General features: G+C 62.5%; 15 protein-coding genes and 2 tRNA genes. 8 read left to right on the top strand and 9 right to left on the bottom strand.

The window, feature by feature from the left end; genetic code table 11:
• Nucleotides 1-70 precede the first annotated feature (70 nt).
• From E5E97_RS20900 to E5E97_RS20865, 8 genes are all read right to left on the bottom strand, one after another.
• Complete coding sequence (locus E5E97_RS20900) at nucleotides 71-943, bottom strand: BadF/BadG/BcrA/BcrD ATPase family protein (protein ID WP_171280982.1); 873 nt, start codon at nucleotides 941-943, stop codon at nucleotides 71-73.
• On the bottom strand, nucleotides 936-2,669 hold the full coding sequence (locus E5E97_RS20895) for a glycoside hydrolase family 9 protein (RefSeq protein WP_171280981.1): 1,734 nt from the start codon (nucleotides 2,667-2,669) through the stop codon (nucleotides 936-938). Before E5E97_RS20895 ends, E5E97_RS20900 begins: the two co-directional genes overlap by 8 nt.
• A gap of 102 nt (nucleotides 2,670-2,771) precedes the next feature.
• On the bottom strand, nucleotides 2,772-3,764 hold the full coding sequence (locus E5E97_RS20890; protein ID WP_016351558.1) for an ABC transporter ATP-binding protein: 993 nt from the start codon (nucleotides 3,762-3,764) through the stop codon (nucleotides 2,772-2,774).
• An 11-nt stretch (nucleotides 3,765-3,775) separates the two neighbouring features.
• Nucleotides 3,776-4,798, bottom strand: a complete 1,023-nt coding sequence (locus E5E97_RS20885) for an ABC transporter ATP-binding protein (protein ID WP_011706885.1) — start codon at nucleotides 4,796-4,798, stop codon at nucleotides 3,776-3,778.
• Entirely contained in the window at nucleotides 4,795-5,715 is a 921-nt protein-coding gene (locus E5E97_RS20880) for an ABC transporter permease (protein ID WP_016351557.1), read from the bottom strand. The genes E5E97_RS20885 and E5E97_RS20880 overlap by 4 nt, the downstream gene beginning before the upstream one ends.
• A gap of 1 nt (nucleotide 5,716) precedes the next feature.
• Nucleotides 5,717-6,700, bottom strand: a complete 984-nt coding sequence (locus E5E97_RS20875; protein ID WP_011706883.1) for an ABC transporter permease — start codon at nucleotides 6,698-6,700, stop codon at nucleotides 5,717-5,719.
• A gap of 119 nt (nucleotides 6,701-6,819) precedes the next feature.
• Nucleotides 6,820-8,505 (bottom strand): ABC transporter substrate-binding protein, encoded by a 1,686-nt coding sequence (locus tag E5E97_RS20870; protein ID WP_076360291.1) that lies wholly within the window; start codon nucleotides 8,503-8,505, stop codon nucleotides 6,820-6,822.
• A 403-nt stretch (nucleotides 8,506-8,908) separates the two neighbouring features.
• Complete coding sequence (locus E5E97_RS20865; RefSeq protein WP_171280980.1) at nucleotides 8,909-12,346, bottom strand: ATP-binding protein; 3,438 nt, start codon at nucleotides 12,344-12,346, stop codon at nucleotides 8,909-8,911.
• A 249-nt stretch (nucleotides 12,347-12,595) separates the two neighbouring features.
• On the opposite strand from E5E97_RS20865, the gene E5E97_RS20860 reads away from it, so the two are divergent.
• Nucleotides 12,596-12,671: transfer RNA gene (locus tag E5E97_RS20860), tRNA-Gly, on the top strand.
• Nucleotides 12,672-12,726: 55 nt separating this feature from the next.
• A tRNA-Cys gene (locus tag E5E97_RS20855) sits at nucleotides 12,727-12,800 on the top strand.
• 62 nt (nucleotides 12,801-12,862) lie between these two features.
• On the opposite strand, the gene E5E97_RS20850 is transcribed toward E5E97_RS20855, so the two are convergent.
• Nucleotides 12,863-13,156, bottom strand: coding sequence for a hypothetical protein (locus tag E5E97_RS20850; RefSeq protein WP_011706880.1), 294 nt, complete (start codon nucleotides 13,154-13,156; stop codon nucleotides 12,863-12,865).
• A 214-nt stretch (nucleotides 13,157-13,370) separates the two neighbouring features.
• Between E5E97_RS20850 and E5E97_RS20845 the strand changes: the two genes are divergently transcribed.
• The 6 genes from E5E97_RS20845 (at nucleotide 13,371) to E5E97_RS20820 (ending at nucleotide 17,350) form a co-directional block, all read left to right on the top strand.
• On the top strand, nucleotides 13,371-13,571 hold the full coding sequence (locus tag E5E97_RS20845) for a YbfA family protein (protein ID WP_011706879.1): 201 nt from the start codon (nucleotides 13,371-13,373) through the stop codon (nucleotides 13,569-13,571).
• 187 nt (nucleotides 13,572-13,758) lie between these two features.
• Nucleotides 13,759-14,721: an IS1595 family transposase gene (locus tag E5E97_RS20840; RefSeq protein WP_171280261.1), complete on the top strand. Its 963-nt coding sequence runs from the start codon at nucleotides 13,759-13,761 to the stop codon at nucleotides 14,719-14,721.
• Between the two features lie 248 nt (nucleotides 14,722-14,969).
• A complete protein-coding gene (locus E5E97_RS20835) occupies nucleotides 14,970-15,233 on the top strand; it encodes a DUF2282 domain-containing protein (protein ID WP_011706878.1) in 264 nt (87 codons plus the stop codon).
• A 71-nt stretch (nucleotides 15,234-15,304) separates the two neighbouring features.
• Nucleotides 15,305-16,153: a DUF692 domain-containing protein gene (locus E5E97_RS20830; RefSeq protein ID WP_171280979.1), complete on the top strand. Its 849-nt coding sequence runs from the start codon at nucleotides 15,305-15,307 to the stop codon at nucleotides 16,151-16,153.
• Nucleotides 16,146-16,901: a DNA-binding domain-containing protein gene (locus E5E97_RS20825; protein ID WP_171280978.1), complete on the top strand. Its 756-nt coding sequence runs from the start codon at nucleotides 16,146-16,148 to the stop codon at nucleotides 16,899-16,901. Before E5E97_RS20830 ends, E5E97_RS20825 begins: the two co-directional genes overlap by 8 nt.
• Before the next feature lie 5 nt (nucleotides 16,902-16,906).
• Nucleotides 16,907-17,350 carry a DoxX family protein gene (locus E5E97_RS20820; RefSeq protein WP_171280977.1) on the top strand — a complete coding sequence of 148 codons (444 nt, stop codon included), beginning with the start codon at nucleotides 16,907-16,909 and terminating at the stop codon, nucleotides 17,348-17,350.
• The last annotated feature ends 56 nt before the right edge of the window (nucleotides 17,351-17,406 follow it).

The following is a 17,406-nucleotide window of genomic DNA, read 5'->3' as shown; positions in this document are numbered from 1 at the left end:
CATGGGCACCCCCGCAGCGGGCAGACCGGGGTCAGGCCCGCACTTTGGGGTGGGGTGGATGGGGACAGATTCAGGGATGCAGACACGGGTAGGCCTCCGATCGGGCAAACAGGATGGCCCCCTCCAGCGCGTCGGCAGCGGGACTGACCAGCGGCAGGTGCGCCAGGCGGGGGGCGAGGCGCATGCCGATGCCGCCGAGCAGCGCTATCCGGTCGGCACCCAGCTGGCGCATCCCCTCCAGCAGGGTGGCCAGCTGCTGGCAGGTCTCATCCAGCAGCTGGCAGGCGAGCTCGTCGCCGTCGCTGGCGGCATCGAACACCCAGGGGGCGAAGCGGCCGTAGTCGGCGGGAATGGCGTGGGCGGCCCAGCGCACCACCTCGGCCTGATCCCGCTTGAAGTGATCGAGCAAGCGGATGGCCAGCGTGCTGGGGGGCAGGATGCCGTCGTGGCAGAGCAGGGATTGCTGGATGGCGCGCAGCCCCAGCCAGGCGCCGCTACCCAGATCCGAGATGGGAAAACCGCGGCCGGAGCAGGTGTGCAGCTGGCCGTGGCGATAGATGAGCCCGGCCGAGCCGGTGCCGGCGATGAGGATGGCCCCCTCTTCACCGCCAAAAGCGCCCAGGCAGGCACCGAAGGCGTCGGAGGTGAGCCGCACGCTCGCAAAGGGGAAGGGCATGGTCAGCATGGCGTGATAGCAGTCGGCCAGCTCGGCGGAGGCGAGCGCCAGCCCGATCCCCATCCATTGCTGGGCATCCTCAGCCAGGCCGGCCTCGATACGGGCCTGCTCGATGGCGGCCAGCACGTTGCCGTGGGCGAGCGCGATGCCGAGCTCCAGATTGGAGCCGGCGGCGCGCCCCTCGCCGAGCAGCTTGCCGGCCCGATCCCGAATGCGGGCACGGGTGTGGGTGCCGCCGCCATCGACCCCGACCCAGTACTCAATCATGTCGACCTCCATTTCCCTGCGCATTCTGCCAAGTGATGGCCAGAGCAAACCAGGCTGCATGCGGGATCCACTGCTCGCCCCAGCGCCAGTTCTGATCCAGCCGATCCTTGTACGCCGCTGGAATGAATGCGATCTCCGCCTCGTCATCGAAGCCGGCGGTGATGCCGTTGCAGATCCCCCCCAGCGCGTTGGGATAACCGGCGGTGTAGGCGGGGTTGTTGCTGCCATGGCCCGCCAGCATGCAGGCATTGAAGGGATTCTGCCCCAGGATCCAGTCGAGCTGGTGCTGGCCGAAGGTGAGCAGCGGCTTGCGCTGACGCGGCAGCTGGGCAGCGGCGGCAAACGCCATGGCGGCCAGCGACGCGAGACGAGCGTTCTCCCCCTGCCACCAGTAACCCGACTCGTTGTGATGGGGCATGAAAAAGCTCACCCGGGGCGTCTCATCGACCCCCTTCACATACTGGCGGGCGAGGGTGAAGGGGTTGCCGGGGCGGGCGCAAAGCGCCAGCTCGGCGGCCAGCGTCTGCTCGATGACGCGCTGGGCCGTCCCCTGGCGCGCCGGGTCCGGCTCGATGGCGAGATACTCCAGCAGCGCCAGCACCGGCAGGCCCGCCTCGGCGGCGTGGTAGTAGGGGCGTGAGCCATCCTCGTTGGCCGACCAGTAGTGACCGAGATCAGGATGAGGGCGCTGGCGGGCGCACAGCTTGTCGGCTCGCACTCTGGCCTCTGCCAGCCATTCGGGGCCCAAGGTGCGGGTCAGTTCGATGGCGGCCAGCAGGGCGCAGTAGTCGTCGATGATGTTCTCGACCCCGTCATCCAGATAGGCGAGGTTGTGCTCACGCAGATGCAGGTAGCCGCGGCGGGCCGCCTCGGCGTAACGGCTGGCATCAAAGTCGCCGCTGACGCTCTCGCGGGCGGCGCGGGCCAGCGCCGCGATGGCCATGCCGCCCCCTTGTCGAAAACCGGCCTGCCAGCTGGCTGATTTGATCCCCTGTTGGGTGGCGTAGGCGCACAGCTCGCGCTGGGCGGGATCCTTGCTCCACTTGTCGAACAGGGTCATGTAGAAGAAGCCCGACTGATCCTGCATCCGGCAGAGAAAATCCGCGCCGTGCAGCGCCTCGTCGTTGAGCCGTTTGCAGAGGTTGACCCCGTCGATGTCCTGGCGCGGGGCCAAGAGCTCCCGGCACTTGAGCAGGGCCCAGATCACCATGGGGGTCTGCTGGGGGTTGAGGTAGTTGGCGTAGGAGAGGTGGCTCAGGTACTTGCTCACATCCCCGCTGGCGTCATACCAGCCGCCGTGCACGTCTTTACGCTGGTCGCTGCCAAACAGGCGGGCGCTGCGGTCGGCCCGATCGAAGGCGCCGCTGGCGCGCTGCCCCTTGAAGTAGTGAATGACGTCGGAGAGGCAGCGGCTGGCCAGCAGATCCTGGCCGATGGTGAAGGGGGCGGTGTGCACGATGCGCTCCTTGGCGCCCGTCTGGATGAGGGCCTCCAGCCGGTAGTGGCCGGGCTCTTTGACGGCGGAGAAGTCGGCGCGCCAGTAGTGGCGCCCCTGCCAGCCCTCGACCTGGCCGGCCGGCTGCAGCGGGACTTCCAGCAGGATGCGCTCGTCATCCTGGCGCAGCAGCCTGAGGTGGCCGCGGATATCGAGGTCGGTGTCGCTCTGCAACAGGGCGATCTTCTCCCCGTCGCACTGGTAACCCACCTGATTGATCAAGAGTTCCATCAACGTCTTACTCCTGTGGCTCGCCTGGCGTGGCGAGGCACATTGCGGGGCCCTGACGGCCCCGTTGCGAGGCGTGGTCAGACGCCGTGTCCGGCCGGTCTGTCATTGGTAGAGGTAGCAGCGCACGAAGTGGTTGTCGGCGAGCTTGCTGACGGGGGGCAGGGTCTCCTTGCAGCGGGGCATCGCCTGATTGCAGCGCCCGGCAAAGGGGCAGCCGCAGGACTCCGGCGTCCAGAGCGGGATCTCCCCCTTGCGGCCCCCCTCCAGCTCTGCGTGGATGCTCTTCTCGGGGTCGGGTACCGCCGAGATGAGCAGCTGGGTGTAGGGGTGCTGGGGGTGGTGCAGGATCTCGTCCACCTCGCCCCACTCCACCATGTGGCCCACGTACATCACCGCCAGATCTTCGGCCACGTAGCGGGCGGTGGCGATGTCGTGGGTGATGTAGAGCATGGAGACCCCGAGCTCATCCTTCATCTGCTCCATCAGGTTGAGGATGCCGATGCGAATGGAGACGTCGAGCATGGAAGTGGGCTCGTCCGCCAGCACCACTTCGGCCTCCACCGCCAGGTTGCGGGCGATGTTGACCCGCTGGCGCTGGCCGCCGGAGAGCTGGTGCGGGTACTTGGCTGCGGTGGCCTTGGCGGGGGTGAGCCCCACCTTCTCCAGCAGGCCATAGACCATGTCGGGCAGATCTTTCTTGTCGATCACCTTGCTGTGCAGCAGCAGGGGGCGGGCGATGTGGTGGTAGATGGTATGGGTCGGGTTCAGCGAACCGAACGGATCCTGCCACACCATCTGCACGCTCTGGCGGTAGTCGAGCAGGGCGGTGCCCTTGTTGAACTCCTCGAGGTCGCGGCCGCGATAGAGGATGCGGCCGCCGGAGAGCTTGTACATCTTGGCGATGATCTTGGCGATGGTGCTCTTGCCGGAGCCGGACTCCCCCACCACCGCCAGGGCGCGGCCCCGGTGCAGGTTGAAGGTGATGTCCGAGAGGGCCCGCATCTTGCCGCTCTTGATGGCGTTGGAGTTGACGGGGAAGTCCTTGTAGAGGTGCTGGACTTCGATGATGGGGGCGTCGGTTTGGGCGATTTGCATGACAGACATCCTTAACAGCCAGCGGCCTTGTCCAGATAGATCAGGGGATCTTGTTGCTCATCCTGCGCCTCATAGAGGTGGCAGGCGGTTTGTTGGCCGGGGCGGATCTCGGCCAGTTTGGTGTACTGCTGGCGGCAGCGCTCGTGCACCCTGGCGCAGCGGGCCTGAAAGCGGCAGCCCACCGGCACCTCCAGCAGGTTGAGCGGGGTGCCCGGGATCCCTTCCAGCACCGTCTTGGGCCCGTGCAGGGGCGGGAAGGAGTTGCCAAGCCCCTTGGTATAGGGGTGCAGCGGCGCGGTCAGGATTGCCTTGGCCGGCGCCACCTCCACCAGTTCACCGGCATACATGATGCCGATGCGATCGCAGAACTCGACCATCAAGGAGAGGTCGTGGGTGATGAACAGAATGGAGAAGTTGAACTTCTCTTTGAGCGCATAGACCTTCTGCAGGATCTCCCGCTGCACCACCACGTCGAGCGCCGTGGTCGGCTCGTCCATGATGAGCAGCTCAGGGTTGAGCGCCATGGCGATGGCGATCACCAGCCGCTGGCGCATGCCGCCGGAGAACTGGTGCGGGTAGTCCTTGAGCCGGCTCGGGTGGATGTCGACGATGGCGAGCAGCTCCTGGGCGCGCTTGATCGCCTCGTAGCGGGTCAGCCCCGGGTTGTGGGCCAGCAGCACGTCGCAGAACTGCTCCTCCATGCGCAGCACGGGGTTGAGCGCATTCATGGCGGACTGGAACACCACGGATACCTGCTGCCAGCGGTAGGATCGCAGCCGTTCGTCGCCGTAGTGGAGTATGTTCTCCCCCTTGAACAGGATCTCGCCGCCGCTGATGTAGGCTGGCGGCTTGTGCAGCCGCGCCACCGAGAAGGCGACGGTGGACTTGCCGCAGCCCGACTCGCCGGCCAGGCCGAACACTTCACCGGGGGCGATGTCGAAGCTGACCGAGTTGACGGCGCGCACGTCGCCGTTCTCGGTGATGTAGTCGACGCAGAGGTTGCGTACCGACAGCAGGGGTTGTTGCGATCTCATGCTGTCTTCTCCTGTACGGCCGGCACCGGCGTGGTGACGGGGGCGGCGAGTTTCTTCCAGCGATTGAGCCCCTTGTGGGAGCGCAGCTGCGGGTTGGCGATTTCATCGATGGCGAAGTTGAGCAGGGCCAGGCCGGCACCGAGCGTTGCGATGGCGAAGCAGGGGGCCAGGATCTCCCACCAGGCGCCGACCAGGATGGCGCTGGAGGTCTGGGCGTTGTAGAGCATGATGCCCCAGCTCACTACGGTGGGGTCGCCCAGGCCCAGGAACTCCAGGGTCGCCTCGGTAACGATGGCGTAGATGATGGAGCCGATGAAGCTCACCCCGATGATGGAGATGAGGTTCGGCAGAATTTCCACCAGGATGATGCGCCAAGCCGGCTCGCCCAGCACCTCGGCGGCGATGACGAACTCTTTTTCGCGCAGCGCCAGAGTCTGGGCCCGGATGACGCGAGCGCCATAGGCCCAGGAGGTAAAGCCTATGATGAGCGCGATCACCGTCGGTGACGCCTCCCCGATAAAGCTTGCCAGCACCAGTAGCAAGGGGAGGTTGGGGATCACCAGCACCACGTTCATCAGGAAGGTGAGGCACTCGTCTATGACGCCGCCGAAGTAGCCGGCGGTGATGCCGACCGTGATGGCGAGAGCGCACACCAGAATGCCGGCACCGAACCCCACCATCAGGGAGATGCGGGCGCCGTTGGTGAACTGGGCCCAGATGTCGTGACCCATGCGGGTGGTGCCCATCACGTACTCGGTACTGGGCGGCTGGTGCGGGCGGGAGACCCGCTTGGTCGGCTCGTAACTGGCCAGCAGCGGGGCGAACAGCGCCATCAGCACGAAGCTGACCACGATGAAGAGGCCGCAGGCGGCCTTCTTGTTGCCCAGCAGGATTTTCAGAATAGTCGGCATGCGCATCTTATTTGCCTCCGGTACGCAGACGGGGATCCAGGAAGACGTAGAGCACGTCGGCCAGGAAGTTGAAGCTGAGCATGGTGATGGTCATGATGAGCAGCTGCCCCTGAATGAGCGGGTAGTCGCGGGCCAGAATGCCCTGATAGAGGGTCAGACCCAGTCCCGGGTAGTTGAAGATCACCTCGGTGATGAGGGATCCGCCGATGACGAAGCCCAGCGCCATGGAGAGGGCGGTGACGCTCGGCAAGATGGCGTTGCGGGCGCCGTAGTTGAAGATCACCCGGTTGCTGGAGAGCCCCTTGGCCTTGGCCATGGTGATGTAGTCCTCGCCCAGCAGGTTGATCATGTTGTTGCGCATAGTGATGAGAAAGCCCCCCACCTGCACCATGGCCAGGGTGCCCACCGGCATGATGGCGTGGGTCAGGATGCTCTTGATGTGCTCCCAGCCCCAGTCAGGCTTGATCTCCGGGCTGTAGGCGTAGCCAATCGGCAGCCATTCCAGACTCACCCCGAACAGGAAGAGCGCCAGCAGCGAGATGACCACCGGCGGAATGGCCTGCATCACCAGGGTGAGCGGGGAGAGGAAGCTGTCCATGCGCCCACCCCGGTGCCAGGCGGCGAAGATGCCGACGATGGAACCGATGGAGAAGCTCAGAATGGTGGAGGTGCCCACCAGGAACAGGGTCCAGCCGATGGCGCGGCCGAGCACGTCGGCGACCGGTTGGGGGTAGTAGCGCACCGAGGTGCCGAGATCCCAGGTGAAGACACTCTTCACATAGGTGAGAAATTGGGTGCCGATGGGGCCGTCCACGAACCCGAAGGTAGCCTTGAGGGCTTCCAGGGCGGCGGGTTCCATCATGGCGCCGGCCCGGGCAAACATGACGGAGACGGGATCCCCCGGCATGGCTCTGGGTAGCAGGAAGTTGATGGTGGCGGCCACCAGAAAGGCGACCAGATAGAAGGAAAAGCGTCTCAGTATGAATCCCATGATGATACCTTTTACTGCTGGTCCGCCCCGCGCCGGGCATAGTTACCCCAACCCCGGCAGAGCCGGGAAAAAAGGGGGATGGGCGGGGAAGAGGGCCCCCCGCAGGGGGCCGGGATTGATTAGCTGTTCGGCTTGAGTGACAACACGTGCAGCAGACGCTCCGGGGTGTCCGGGTGAACCTGCGGCTTGGCGACCGGGTTGTCGGCACTGAACCAGCCGTGGAAACGCTTGGTGCTGTATTCGTACCAGGTCGGGTTGTTGAATACCGGGATGATGGTCTGGTTGGCACCGACCTTGTCCTGGATCTCGAACATGATCTCCTTCTGCTTGGCGGCATCGGCGGTCTGGGTAAAGTCGTCGATCAGCTTGTCCAGCGCCGGATCCTTGTAGCGGGGCGCCGCAAAGCGGTTGCCGCGCTCACCCATGTTGCGGGAGTGGAAGGCCGTCTCGAAGTACTTGTGCGGGTTGGCGCCGGCAAAGTAACCCTGCAGGGCGACGTCGAAGTCACCGGTGATGAGGTTTTCAGTCCAGACGGTGGCTTCCGGGGTGGCGGTCTTGGCGTTCAGGCCCAGTGCCTGCAGCCCTTCCACGCCGATCTGGGCGGTGTTGACCCAGTCGGTCCAGCCGTTCGGTACCAGCACCTTGAACTCGATCTTCTGGCAGGTGGGGGTGTCGAGGAACTTGTCGCCGTCACAATCCTTGTAGCCGGCCTGTTTCAGCAGGGCCTTGGCGCCTTCCAGATCGAACTTGTTGTACTTGCCGTACTTCTTGTCCACTTCCGGGTTGTTCCAGGAGTCAAAGGCTTTGCCGAGCCCTGACGGGTACTCGTTGACGGTGGGGTAGCCGTAGCCAGCGATATCCACCATGGACTGGCGATCCATCGCCATGGAGAAGGCGCGACGGAAGTTGATGTCGTTGAAGGCTTCGTGGTTGCCCGGTTTCTTGGCCTGGAAGTTGACGTTGAACGCCACCGTGCCGGAGGCCGGGAACCAGTACTTGTTGTTCTTCGGATCGTTGCCGACGTAGAGGCGCTCGATGTCCGGCACGAAGGAACCGAACCAGTCCACGTCACCCTTCATCACAGCGGCCAGTACCTGGTCGTTGGTGGCCATCTGCGGCATGCGCAGGCAGTCGATGGAGAGGTTGGCGTTGTCCCAGTAGTGCGGGTTGCGGCACTGGGTGTAGAGCTGGGCGGAGAAGTTGTCCACTTCGGTGAAGGGACCGGTGCCGACCGGCTTGTCGTTGGTGAAGGCGACCGGATCTTTCACCGATTTCCACTGGTGCTCAGGCACGATGGGTACCAGTACCAGATCGTTCACCACGTTGGTGTTGACGTCGGTCAGCTCGAACTTGACCTTGTTGGGTGCCAGCTTCTCGACGCTCTTGATCTGGGTCCAGATTGAGCGCTCGTCCAGCGCCTTGTTGGCCTTGACCAGATTGAAGGAGAACAGGATGTCATCGGCGGTAAAGGGCTGACCGTCCGACCACTTCACGCCGTCACGCAGATCGAAGGTGACGGACTTGAGGTCCTTGCTGAACTCGTAGTGGGTGGCCAGACGATAGACGGGTTTGCCACCCTGCATATCGTTGAAGATCACCAGCGGTTCATAGATGAAGTGACGAGTGGTGTGCAACAGACCCGCTTGCAGGAAGGGGTTGAAGTTCTTGACCCACGCGGTCTCCTGTTGTGCGACCAGGGTCAGCACCGTCTTGTTGTCGGCCGCCATGGCGTTGCCGGCAGCGCCGGCAAGCATCATGGTGCCCAGCATTACAGCAGTAGAGATTTTGGATACTTTGGCAAGCATATTATTTCCTTTCTTATTTATATTCCTTGTTTGGATTTGAGCACCGACTTCGCATGCTGGGGAGGTCGGCCCTCAATGTTGGCCAGGTTTTGCACCCTTGTAGTTGTGTCATCCAACGTCCCTAGCAAAGCAGAGTTAACAGGAAAACAACAACTGTTCAGATCGTCGATATCGTAAAAATCGACGCCTTCACGTCAATTTCGTCAAAACAGCTTTTAACTCGATTTAAATCATCAGGTTATGTTAATTGCTTTGGCGTAATAAGTCCCTGTCAATCGACCTTCCATGACAATTGTGTGAATTGGATCGGCTCTCGTTTTGACGTATGGCAGAAGGCTTAATTCTGCACAAAAAAAAACCGCCCCGACAAGTGTGAGCCAGGGCGCAGATTGGGCGGTGGATATCAGGGCTTGCGGTTGGCGAGCTGACGCAGGGTCTGGGCGCTGTGGTGCAGCTGCTGGCGCTGGGCCTCGTTGAGCGGCGCGTGGCTCAGCACATACTCGGCGGTGGCGACCACCGTCTTCCAGCGCGGCGCCTTGGGCAGGGTATCCAGGCTCAGGTACTTGTCGAGGGTGCGGGTCTGCGGGCTGGAGCGGTCCATGTAGACCCGCCACAGCTTGCTCTTCTCGGCCAGCACTATCTTGCCCTTGCCGGTGCTCTGCTGCCAGGCATCCAGGGTGAGCCGCATGGTGTCCACCAGGGCGCGGCGCAGGGGCTCGTCATCCTGCTGGCGGATGAGGTCGTCGGCCAGCGAGCGGAACTCCCCGCCCAGCCGGCTCAGCTCGCCCAGCAGCTGGCCATCCTCGATGATGGCCTGGCGTGACAGGCTCTTGAGGGCGTTCTCCAGCGCCATCACCCGGTTCTCGTCCTGCCGCAGCTCGGTGCTGAGGGTGAGGGCGAAGGCGGCCTGGCCCCCCAGGCTGATGGGCAGGGCGCGGGCATTGAGTTCGTCTTTCTGGCCGGCCACCAGAAACGCCAGCTGCTGCTCCCCCCGATCGTGCAGATCGGGCCACTGGCTGGTCAGCGGGCTGGCCAGCCAGTCGTCCAGCGGTTGCCCCTCCATGGCTTCCGGCTCCTGGCCCAGCAGGCGGGCCAGCGCCCGAGAGGCGAACAGCACTGTGCCCTGACCATCGATGAACACCATGGGGTCGGCCCCTTCGCCGAGCAGGGCCAGCAGCCGCTCCTGATCCTGATGCAACTGCTCTTGCAGCAGCAGACGGTGCTCTATCTCCTGCTTGAGCAAGCGGTTCTCCACCAGCGAGGCGCGCCCGGCGCTCGCTTCCAGCAGGGCCCTGACCCGGGCGAACAGCTCCTCCTTGCAGAAGGGCTTCACCAGATAGTCGTTGGCGCCGGCGTTGAAGCCCTCCTCGATGTCCTTGGGCTGGTTGAGGGCGGTGAGCAGCAGTACCGGCAGCTTCTCCTTCGGGTGCTGCTGGCGCAGCCGGCGGCAGACGTCGAAACCGGAGAGGGTGGGCATCATCACGTCCAGCAGGATGAGGTCGACCGGCTCCTGAGCCAGCTTGGCCAGCGCATCGTGGCCGTCGCTGCTGGGTAGGATGCGATAACCGCAGGGCTGCAGCAGGTGGCGCAGTATGTGCAAATTGATGGGCTCGTCGTCCACCACCAGGATGAGGGGGGCATCCTCGGGGGGAGGCGGGAGGTCATCGCTCTCCCAGTCCGGCAGGATCAGCGGCTGCTGGCGCACCAGCTGGTGTTCGATCTGGCGGCTGTCGAGGGTCAGGCTGCCCGCCTTGCCGCTGGCGAGCGGCAGGGTGAAGGCGAAGGTGGAGCCGACGCTCGGCTCGCTCTCCACGAACAGCTCGCCCCCCATCAGGTGCACCAGCTGGCGGGTGATGGAGAGGCCGAGGCCGGCCCCCTGCTTGCTGACCTCCGGGCTCATCTGCACCAGCGGTTCGAAGATGTGCTCCAGGTGATCCGGGGCTATGCCGATGCCGGTGTCGGTCACCTTGATACGCAGGAAATTGCCCTCCACCAGGGCGCTCAGTACCACCTTGCCCTGCGGCGTGTATTTGATGGCGTTGCCCACCAGGTTGTAGAGCACCTGTTCGAGCCGCTGCTCGTCGGCCAGCACCGGCGGCAGCTCCACCGGGCTGATGTCCACCAGGGTGAGCGGCTTGGCCTGCACCAGGTGCTGGCAGAGATCCAGCACCAGCCTGATGACTCCCTTGGAGGAGACCGGCTGGGGGTGGATCTCCAGCTGGCCGTAACGCATCTGGTGGTAGTCGAGCAGATCGTCCACCAGTCGGGCCAGGCCGTCGGCGCTCTTGATGATGAGCCCCAGCTGTTTTTGCTGCCCTTCGGTCAAGTCCTGCTGGCTGGCAAGCATCGACTCGGCCATCCCCTTGATGCCGTGAATGGGGGTGCGCAGCTCGTGGGAGGTGTTGGCCAGCAGCTCATCCTTGAGTTTGTCCGCCTGCTGCAGACTGAGGTTCTGCTTGTGGGTCAGCTTGACCTGCTGCTGCAGCTCCTGGGTCTGGCGCTCGATGAGTTCGATCTTGTCCTTCACCGAGCGCTGCATGTGGCGAAACGCCTGGGCGAGCCGGTCGATGTCGTCGTCGGTGCGTTCGATGGCGATGGGGTGATCCAGCGCACCGTCGGCCACCTGTTCGGCGGCGGCGGTGAGGGAGCGCAGCGGCGCCGTGATGGAGTGGGAGAGCCAGCGGGAGAAGAGGATCAGCAGCAGCAGGGAGCCGGCCCCCAGCAGGATCACCAGCGTCTCCAGCTGGCGGATGGGGCGATAGGCCTCGCTGGTGGAGATCTCGGCGATGAAGGCCCACTCGGTGTCGAATACTTTCACCTGGGTGTAGGCGGCCAGCACCTCGTCATCGTGGTAGGAGCGAAACAGCCCGACCCCCTGCTCGCCGGAGAGCGCCTTGACCACCAGCGGGGTCTGCAGCGGCCGGAAGTTGGGGCGAAAGCTGTTCTCCACGCTGAATTCAGGCGCCAGCCAGGCGTTGGCGCGCATCCGCTTGTCCGGGCCGATGAGGATGGTCTCGCCGGTCTCGCCCAGCCCTTCCCGCTCCGCCATGATCTGGTTGAGCTTGTCAGGCAGCAGCTCGAAGATCACCACGCCGCGCACATAGTCGTATTGCATCACGGGGGCGGCCATGTAGGCGACCACCTGGCCGGTCAGCTCGTTGCGGCCAAAATCGGTGAACTCGAAGATCTGCTGTGGCTTCTGGCCGCCGTCGAGGCGCCGCTTGATCTTGGCGAAGGTACTGCCAAGGCCGCTCGACTGGTAGGGGCCGGAGAGCAGGTTGGTGGCGAAGTTGGCGTGCTTGGTGACCGAATAGACCACGTCGCCGTTGAGATCGATGAGAAAGATGTCGCTGTAGTTGGACTTGCGCACCATGTCGGCGTAGCCGCGGTGAAAGCGCTGGTGCACCCGGCCGTACATCTCGTCCGCCAGGATCAGGGCGCTGATGGAGGGTTCGATGTCGCTGGTGCTGTCGGGTTTTTGCAGCTGATCCCAGGAGCCCGGCACATAGCGGGCCTGGGCACGGGCGCGGGCCTCCTGCGGTGTGGTGCCGAGTTTCTCGAAGGCACCGGTGAAGCCATAGAAGCGACCGATACTGTTGCCGGCAAAATCCTGCTGGGAGAAGTTGATGATCTGCTCTTTGAGGTTGCCGAAATAGTCTTCCAGCTGGTTCTTCTTGATGTTGCGAACGGAAACCAGATGGTTGGAAGTCTGGGTGGTGAGATCCTTGCCGTGGCTATAGAGGAAAAACAGGGTGACGACCAGGAAGGGCACCATGGCTAGCATGAAAAATGCCAGCATCAGCTGCGGCCTGAGCCCACGGGGCTTGAAGATCCATTTCATCGGGTGATTTTCAATTGAGAATCCGGTTACTAACCGCAGCAAGTCTCTGACTAAAGGCTAATCATTTCAATGACTTTATCTCAAATTCGCCTGTGGGGTCACAGCCTGGTGCGGATTTTTTGGGCAAGCCGTCTAAACCCTGAGCAAACAGCACGGGAAAGGGGCCAAAGTGCGAAAAAAGGGTTGTGCCCGCGCTCGGGGTACGTATAATGCGCCTCGTTGTCAGGCAACTGGCAGCAAGCAGTACAGGCGGGAATAGCTCAGTTGGTAGAGCACGACCTTGCCAAGGTCGGGGTCGCGAGTTCGAGTCTCGTTTCCCGCTCCAATCTTCCATGGCACCAATCATGGATATCACTTTCAAGGCAATGCCTTGTCAGCATGGCGCGTTAGCAAAGCGGTTATGCAGCGGATTGCAAATCCGTTTAGTCCGGTTCGACTCCGGAACGTGCCTCCATCTTCTCTTCGTTTCATTTCTTAAAGCATTTCATCACACCAGCCCGGTGTGGATCACTCTGATCAATATCCTTGCTGCAACAACAGCTGCTCACAGCCCTGTTGCTGCCACTCCCGTTCCAGATAGCGGTTGACCTGCGTCAGGTCCTGTCCCCGGTATTGAAACTGCACTTCGGCCGAGTGTTCGGTCACATCCATCATCTTCTGTTTCAACTGGCCGCATTGCCACATGCTGACGGTCGGTGCTCCCTTGTAGGCCAGCGTGATGCTGTCGGCCTGGTTGAGCTGCCAATCCTGCCATTCCGACCAGAGCAGCAGACCCAGTATCCCTATGATCGCCATTTCTGCGGGTTTCATCGCACCGACTCCATCTTGAGTGCCAACTCATTAAATCTGGTCGACGGGAGCTGCTTTGCCAGCTTTTGTTGCTTGTAAGTTAATGGATGTAACCCAATTTCACTTTAAGGCTTTTAAGGGATCTTTTTGCAAAAAAATGGGAATCTTGGTGTAGTAATCCTACAAATTGTGGAGTAATCTTTGCTCAGTGGTCTTACCAGTAAGGAGTTCTATCATGTTTCATCCCTATTCCCTGACTCAGATAATTCTTCGTCGCATCTATGTGCTGCTGGTGGGTATGCTGGCTTTCCCCGTGATGCTGTTTCGCAGTGATCGGGCCCGTTTCTACAGCTATCTGCACCGGATCTGGAACAAGACCAGCACCAAGCCGGTATGGCTCAAGATGAGCGAGCGTGGCGAGCGGATCTTCTACTAAGTCAGGTTTCAATTGAAAAAGACAGCTGCGGCTGTCTTTTTTGTCATTAAGTATCGGCCGCCGATGCCCGCACGGTTGTATCGTGCCAATCAGACCCCGCCCTGTGGCGGGGTTTTTTATGGCTCAGTCCCAGTTATGTGTTGAAAGGCTAACCTTGAAGTAGGTCATCACCTTGAGGGCCGCCATCATGGATACCCAAGCCTTTCAACATCTACTGTCCCTCTTCCCATTGCTCACTTTGCGTCAGCGTCGTCTCGCGCAACAGGAACTCACCACCCCTCACCCCATCACCTCGTTGGCCGCTCAACTTCCCGCATGCCAATGCTGCCCTCACTGTCAGGCCGAGGCCACACTGCTGGCCCCCTGGGGCTGGTCTCGAGGGCTGCGCCGTTATCGCTGCAAGCAGTGTTTGCGCACCAGTTCCGTGCTCACGAACACGCCTCTCGCCCGACTTCGCAAGCCACAATGCTGGGAAGATTATGCACAGGCCCTCATCGACGGTCTGACCGTCCGGCAGGCGGCGCTCCGCTGTGGGGTCGGTAAAAACACCGCCTTTTTGTGGCGTCACCGCTTCCTGAAGGCCATGGCTAGCCACCAGGCGGTACGGGAAGAGGGTATTGTCGAGGTCGATGAGACCTTCTTCCTGGAATCCTTCAAAGGCCAGCGCGGATTGCCCCGCCCGGCCCGCCATCGTGGAGGTAAAGGCCGTACCCGAGGCACAGGACCGGATTACATCCCGGTGATGGTGGTGCAAGACAGAGCAGGCCACCTGGCTGACTTCCAGTTGGAACGGCTGAATGCCAGGGCGGTGAAGGCAGTGCTTCAACCGCTTATCGCCCCGGATGCCGTCCTGTGCAGCGATGGTGCCGGGGTGTATGCGAGTTTCAGCAAGGGGCAAGGGATAACACACCAAGTGGTGCGCAATCGAGCGGGAGAGCGGGTGGTGGGTGCATATCACATCCAACATGTGAACGGGTACCACAGGCGATTGAAGGAGTGGATGGAGCGGTTCCATGGGGTCGCGACCCACTATCTGAGGAATTATCTGGGTTGGCGAAGGATGTTGGAGCGCTATGGGCGGGAAGTGAATATCTCACGTTGCTTGCATGAGGCGCTGGGGCGCCCCATGCAACACGTAATTGGGACATAGCCTTTTTTATTGTCTGCATCCCTGGGATTGGCGGCGGCAGGGTGGCGCAGTGCACATTTTCATGGCGAAAGTTCATTTGAAAGGAGAATGGAATAACCCTTTTAAAACAATCTTTTGCCAATTGTGTTTTTTATAGATGTGCCGATTTTGCATTTTTTTTGAAATCAATTCGCCGGCGCTCCGGTTCTATGGAGGGCATCCGGTCGTGACCGATCGGGCACATCACACACAATCAGAAGGAACAGAGAATGAACGTCAAAAAGAGCACTGCCATCGCCTCCGCCATGACCGGTCTGCTGGCCCTCGGCGCCCAGTTTATCGCCGCACCGGCCATGGCGGCCGATGAGAAGGAGAAGTGCTACGGAGTGGTGAAGGCGAGCAAGAACGACTGCGCGACCAAGACCAGTTCCTGCGCCGGTACCGCCAAGATGGATGCCCAGGGTGACGCCTTCGTGGTGGTGCCCAAGGGGCTGTGCGAGAAGCTGGCGGGCGGTTCGCTGCAACCCAAGTAAGGCTGGGTGCCACGGTGTTACCCCAGGGGCACCGTGGCCTTCTTTTGGCTGGTTTGCAGCGAGGCTTTGCGATGAACCCCTTGATTGGTATTGGATTGCGCACGCCCCATTACGACGAGATATTGCGCACCCTGCCGGCGGTTGGCTGGCTGGAGGTGCACAGCGAAAATTACTTTGAACGTCACAGCCGGGGTTTTCAGGTATTGAGCGAGCTGGCTAGGCACTATCCTGTCAGCCTGCACGGCGTCGGTATGTCGCTGGGCTCGGCCGATGCACTCGACCTTGAACACCTCGCCAGCCTCTCGGCCTTGGCCCGCGCCATCAAACCGGTGCGCATTTCGGAACACCTCAGCTGGGGCTGCATTGGGGGGCGCCACTTCAACGATCTGCTGCCGGTCCCCTATACCCGGGAGGCCTTGCTCACCATGAGCGACAAGATCATGCAGGTGCAGGATGCACTCGGCTGCCGGCTGCTGATCGAGAACCCCTCTTCATACCTGCAACTGGCGGGAGAGATGCCGGAGTGGGAGTTTCTGGCGGAACTGCAGCGACGCAGCGACTGCGCCATCCTGCTCGATCTCAACAACCTCTACGTCAGTGCCTTCAACCACGGCTTTGCATGCAGCGACTATCTGGCTGCCATCGACATCGCTACGGTGGGCGAAATTCACCTGGCCGGTTTTACCGATCAGTCTCTGCCACAGGGGCATCTTTACATCGATACCCACAGCGCGCCGGTGAGCGAGCCGGTGTGGGCCCTCTATGAGGAGATCTGCCACAAGCGCGCCATTCCCACCCTGATCGAGTGGGACCTCGAGATCCCGCCGCTCCCCGTGCTGTTGGCAGAGGCCGAGCGCGCGAGCGCCATGCTGGACGCCGCCATGGCCACCCATCTTGTGCCGGAGGCCGCCCATGTCTGAGCTGGCTTGCCGGCAGCAGGAGTTTGCCGAGGGGCTGCTTGGCCAGAGCGAGGCCATCCTGCCCCATATCCACTCCCGTCTCTTTGCGGCGGATGCCGTGCTGCAGGTCTATCGCAACCACTTCATCCTGAGCCTTGGCGAGGTGCTGGTGGGCAGCTATCCAGCCGTCAAAGCCATGGTGGGGGAGGCGTTTTTCGACGCCGCGGCGCGCGGCTTCGTGCTGGCAGAGGCCCTCTGCGAAGGGAGCGTGATGCACTACGGCGCCGGCTTTGGCGACTGGCTTGCCCGGCTGCCGACCACCGCTGAACTGCCCTGGCTGGGGGAGCTGGCCCGCTTCGAGTGGGCACTGGAGCGCACCAGTCTACTGGCTGCCGAGAAGCGCCGCTGGCCGGCGGAACGGGTGGCCGCCCTGCCACCAGCAGCCTGGCAGACGCTGGTGCTGATCCCGGCCTGCGATCTGTCTCTGTTCGACAGTCCGCGCCCGGTTGATGCCCTCTGGCAGATGGCCCTGCACGAGGGCGAGACAGTGCAGGATCTGGCGGCTCCCACCTGGCTCGCCCTCAAGAAACAGCCCGATTGCCGGGTATTGCCGCTGAGCCTGAGCGAAGGAGAGTGGCGCCTGCTGGATGGCTGCCGCCGGGGCATTGCTCTTTCTGCCCTGCTGGCGCAGGACTCGCAGGCTGCAGAGTCTCTGACCCGCCTAGTCACCCTGGGCCTGCTGGTCGATGTGACCTCAACGCTGGAGTAAATTCGATGACAAATCACAAGTGGACACTGATGCAACCGGTGGGCCCCGCCGTTCCCTGGTGGCTGAGCGGCGCCCTGTTGCTGCTGGCCAGGTGCTGGGTGGCGGTGGCCTTCTTTCGTTCCGGCTGGCTCAAGCTGAGCGCCTGGGACAGCACCCTCTATCTGTTCGAGTTCGAGTATCAGGTGCCCCTGCTGCCCTGGCAGTGGGCGGCCTGGCTTGGCACGGCCACCGAACTGCTGCTGCCGGTGCTGCTGCTGGTCGGGCTCTTTACCCGGTCGGTCGCCGCCCTGTTGTTTGCCTTCAACATGGTGGCGGTGATCTCCTATCCCACCCTCTGGGCCGGCGGTTTTTACGATCACCAGCTGTGGGGCTGGATGCTGCTGACCCTGGTCGTCTGGGGCGCGGGGCCGCTGGCCTGGGACCAGTGGCGCCTTGCCAGGCGGGCGTGAAGTCCCCACACTGGCGCTTTGATCAGGTGCCCGCGGGGGGGCCTGTTCACCTCAAC

This window comes from Aeromonas sp. 2692-1 (genome assembly GCF_013085505.1).
GTDB lineage: Bacteria > Pseudomonadota > Gammaproteobacteria > Enterobacterales > Aeromonadaceae > Aeromonas > Aeromonas hydrophila.
This window is presented reverse-complemented; position numbering and strand designations above follow the sequence as displayed.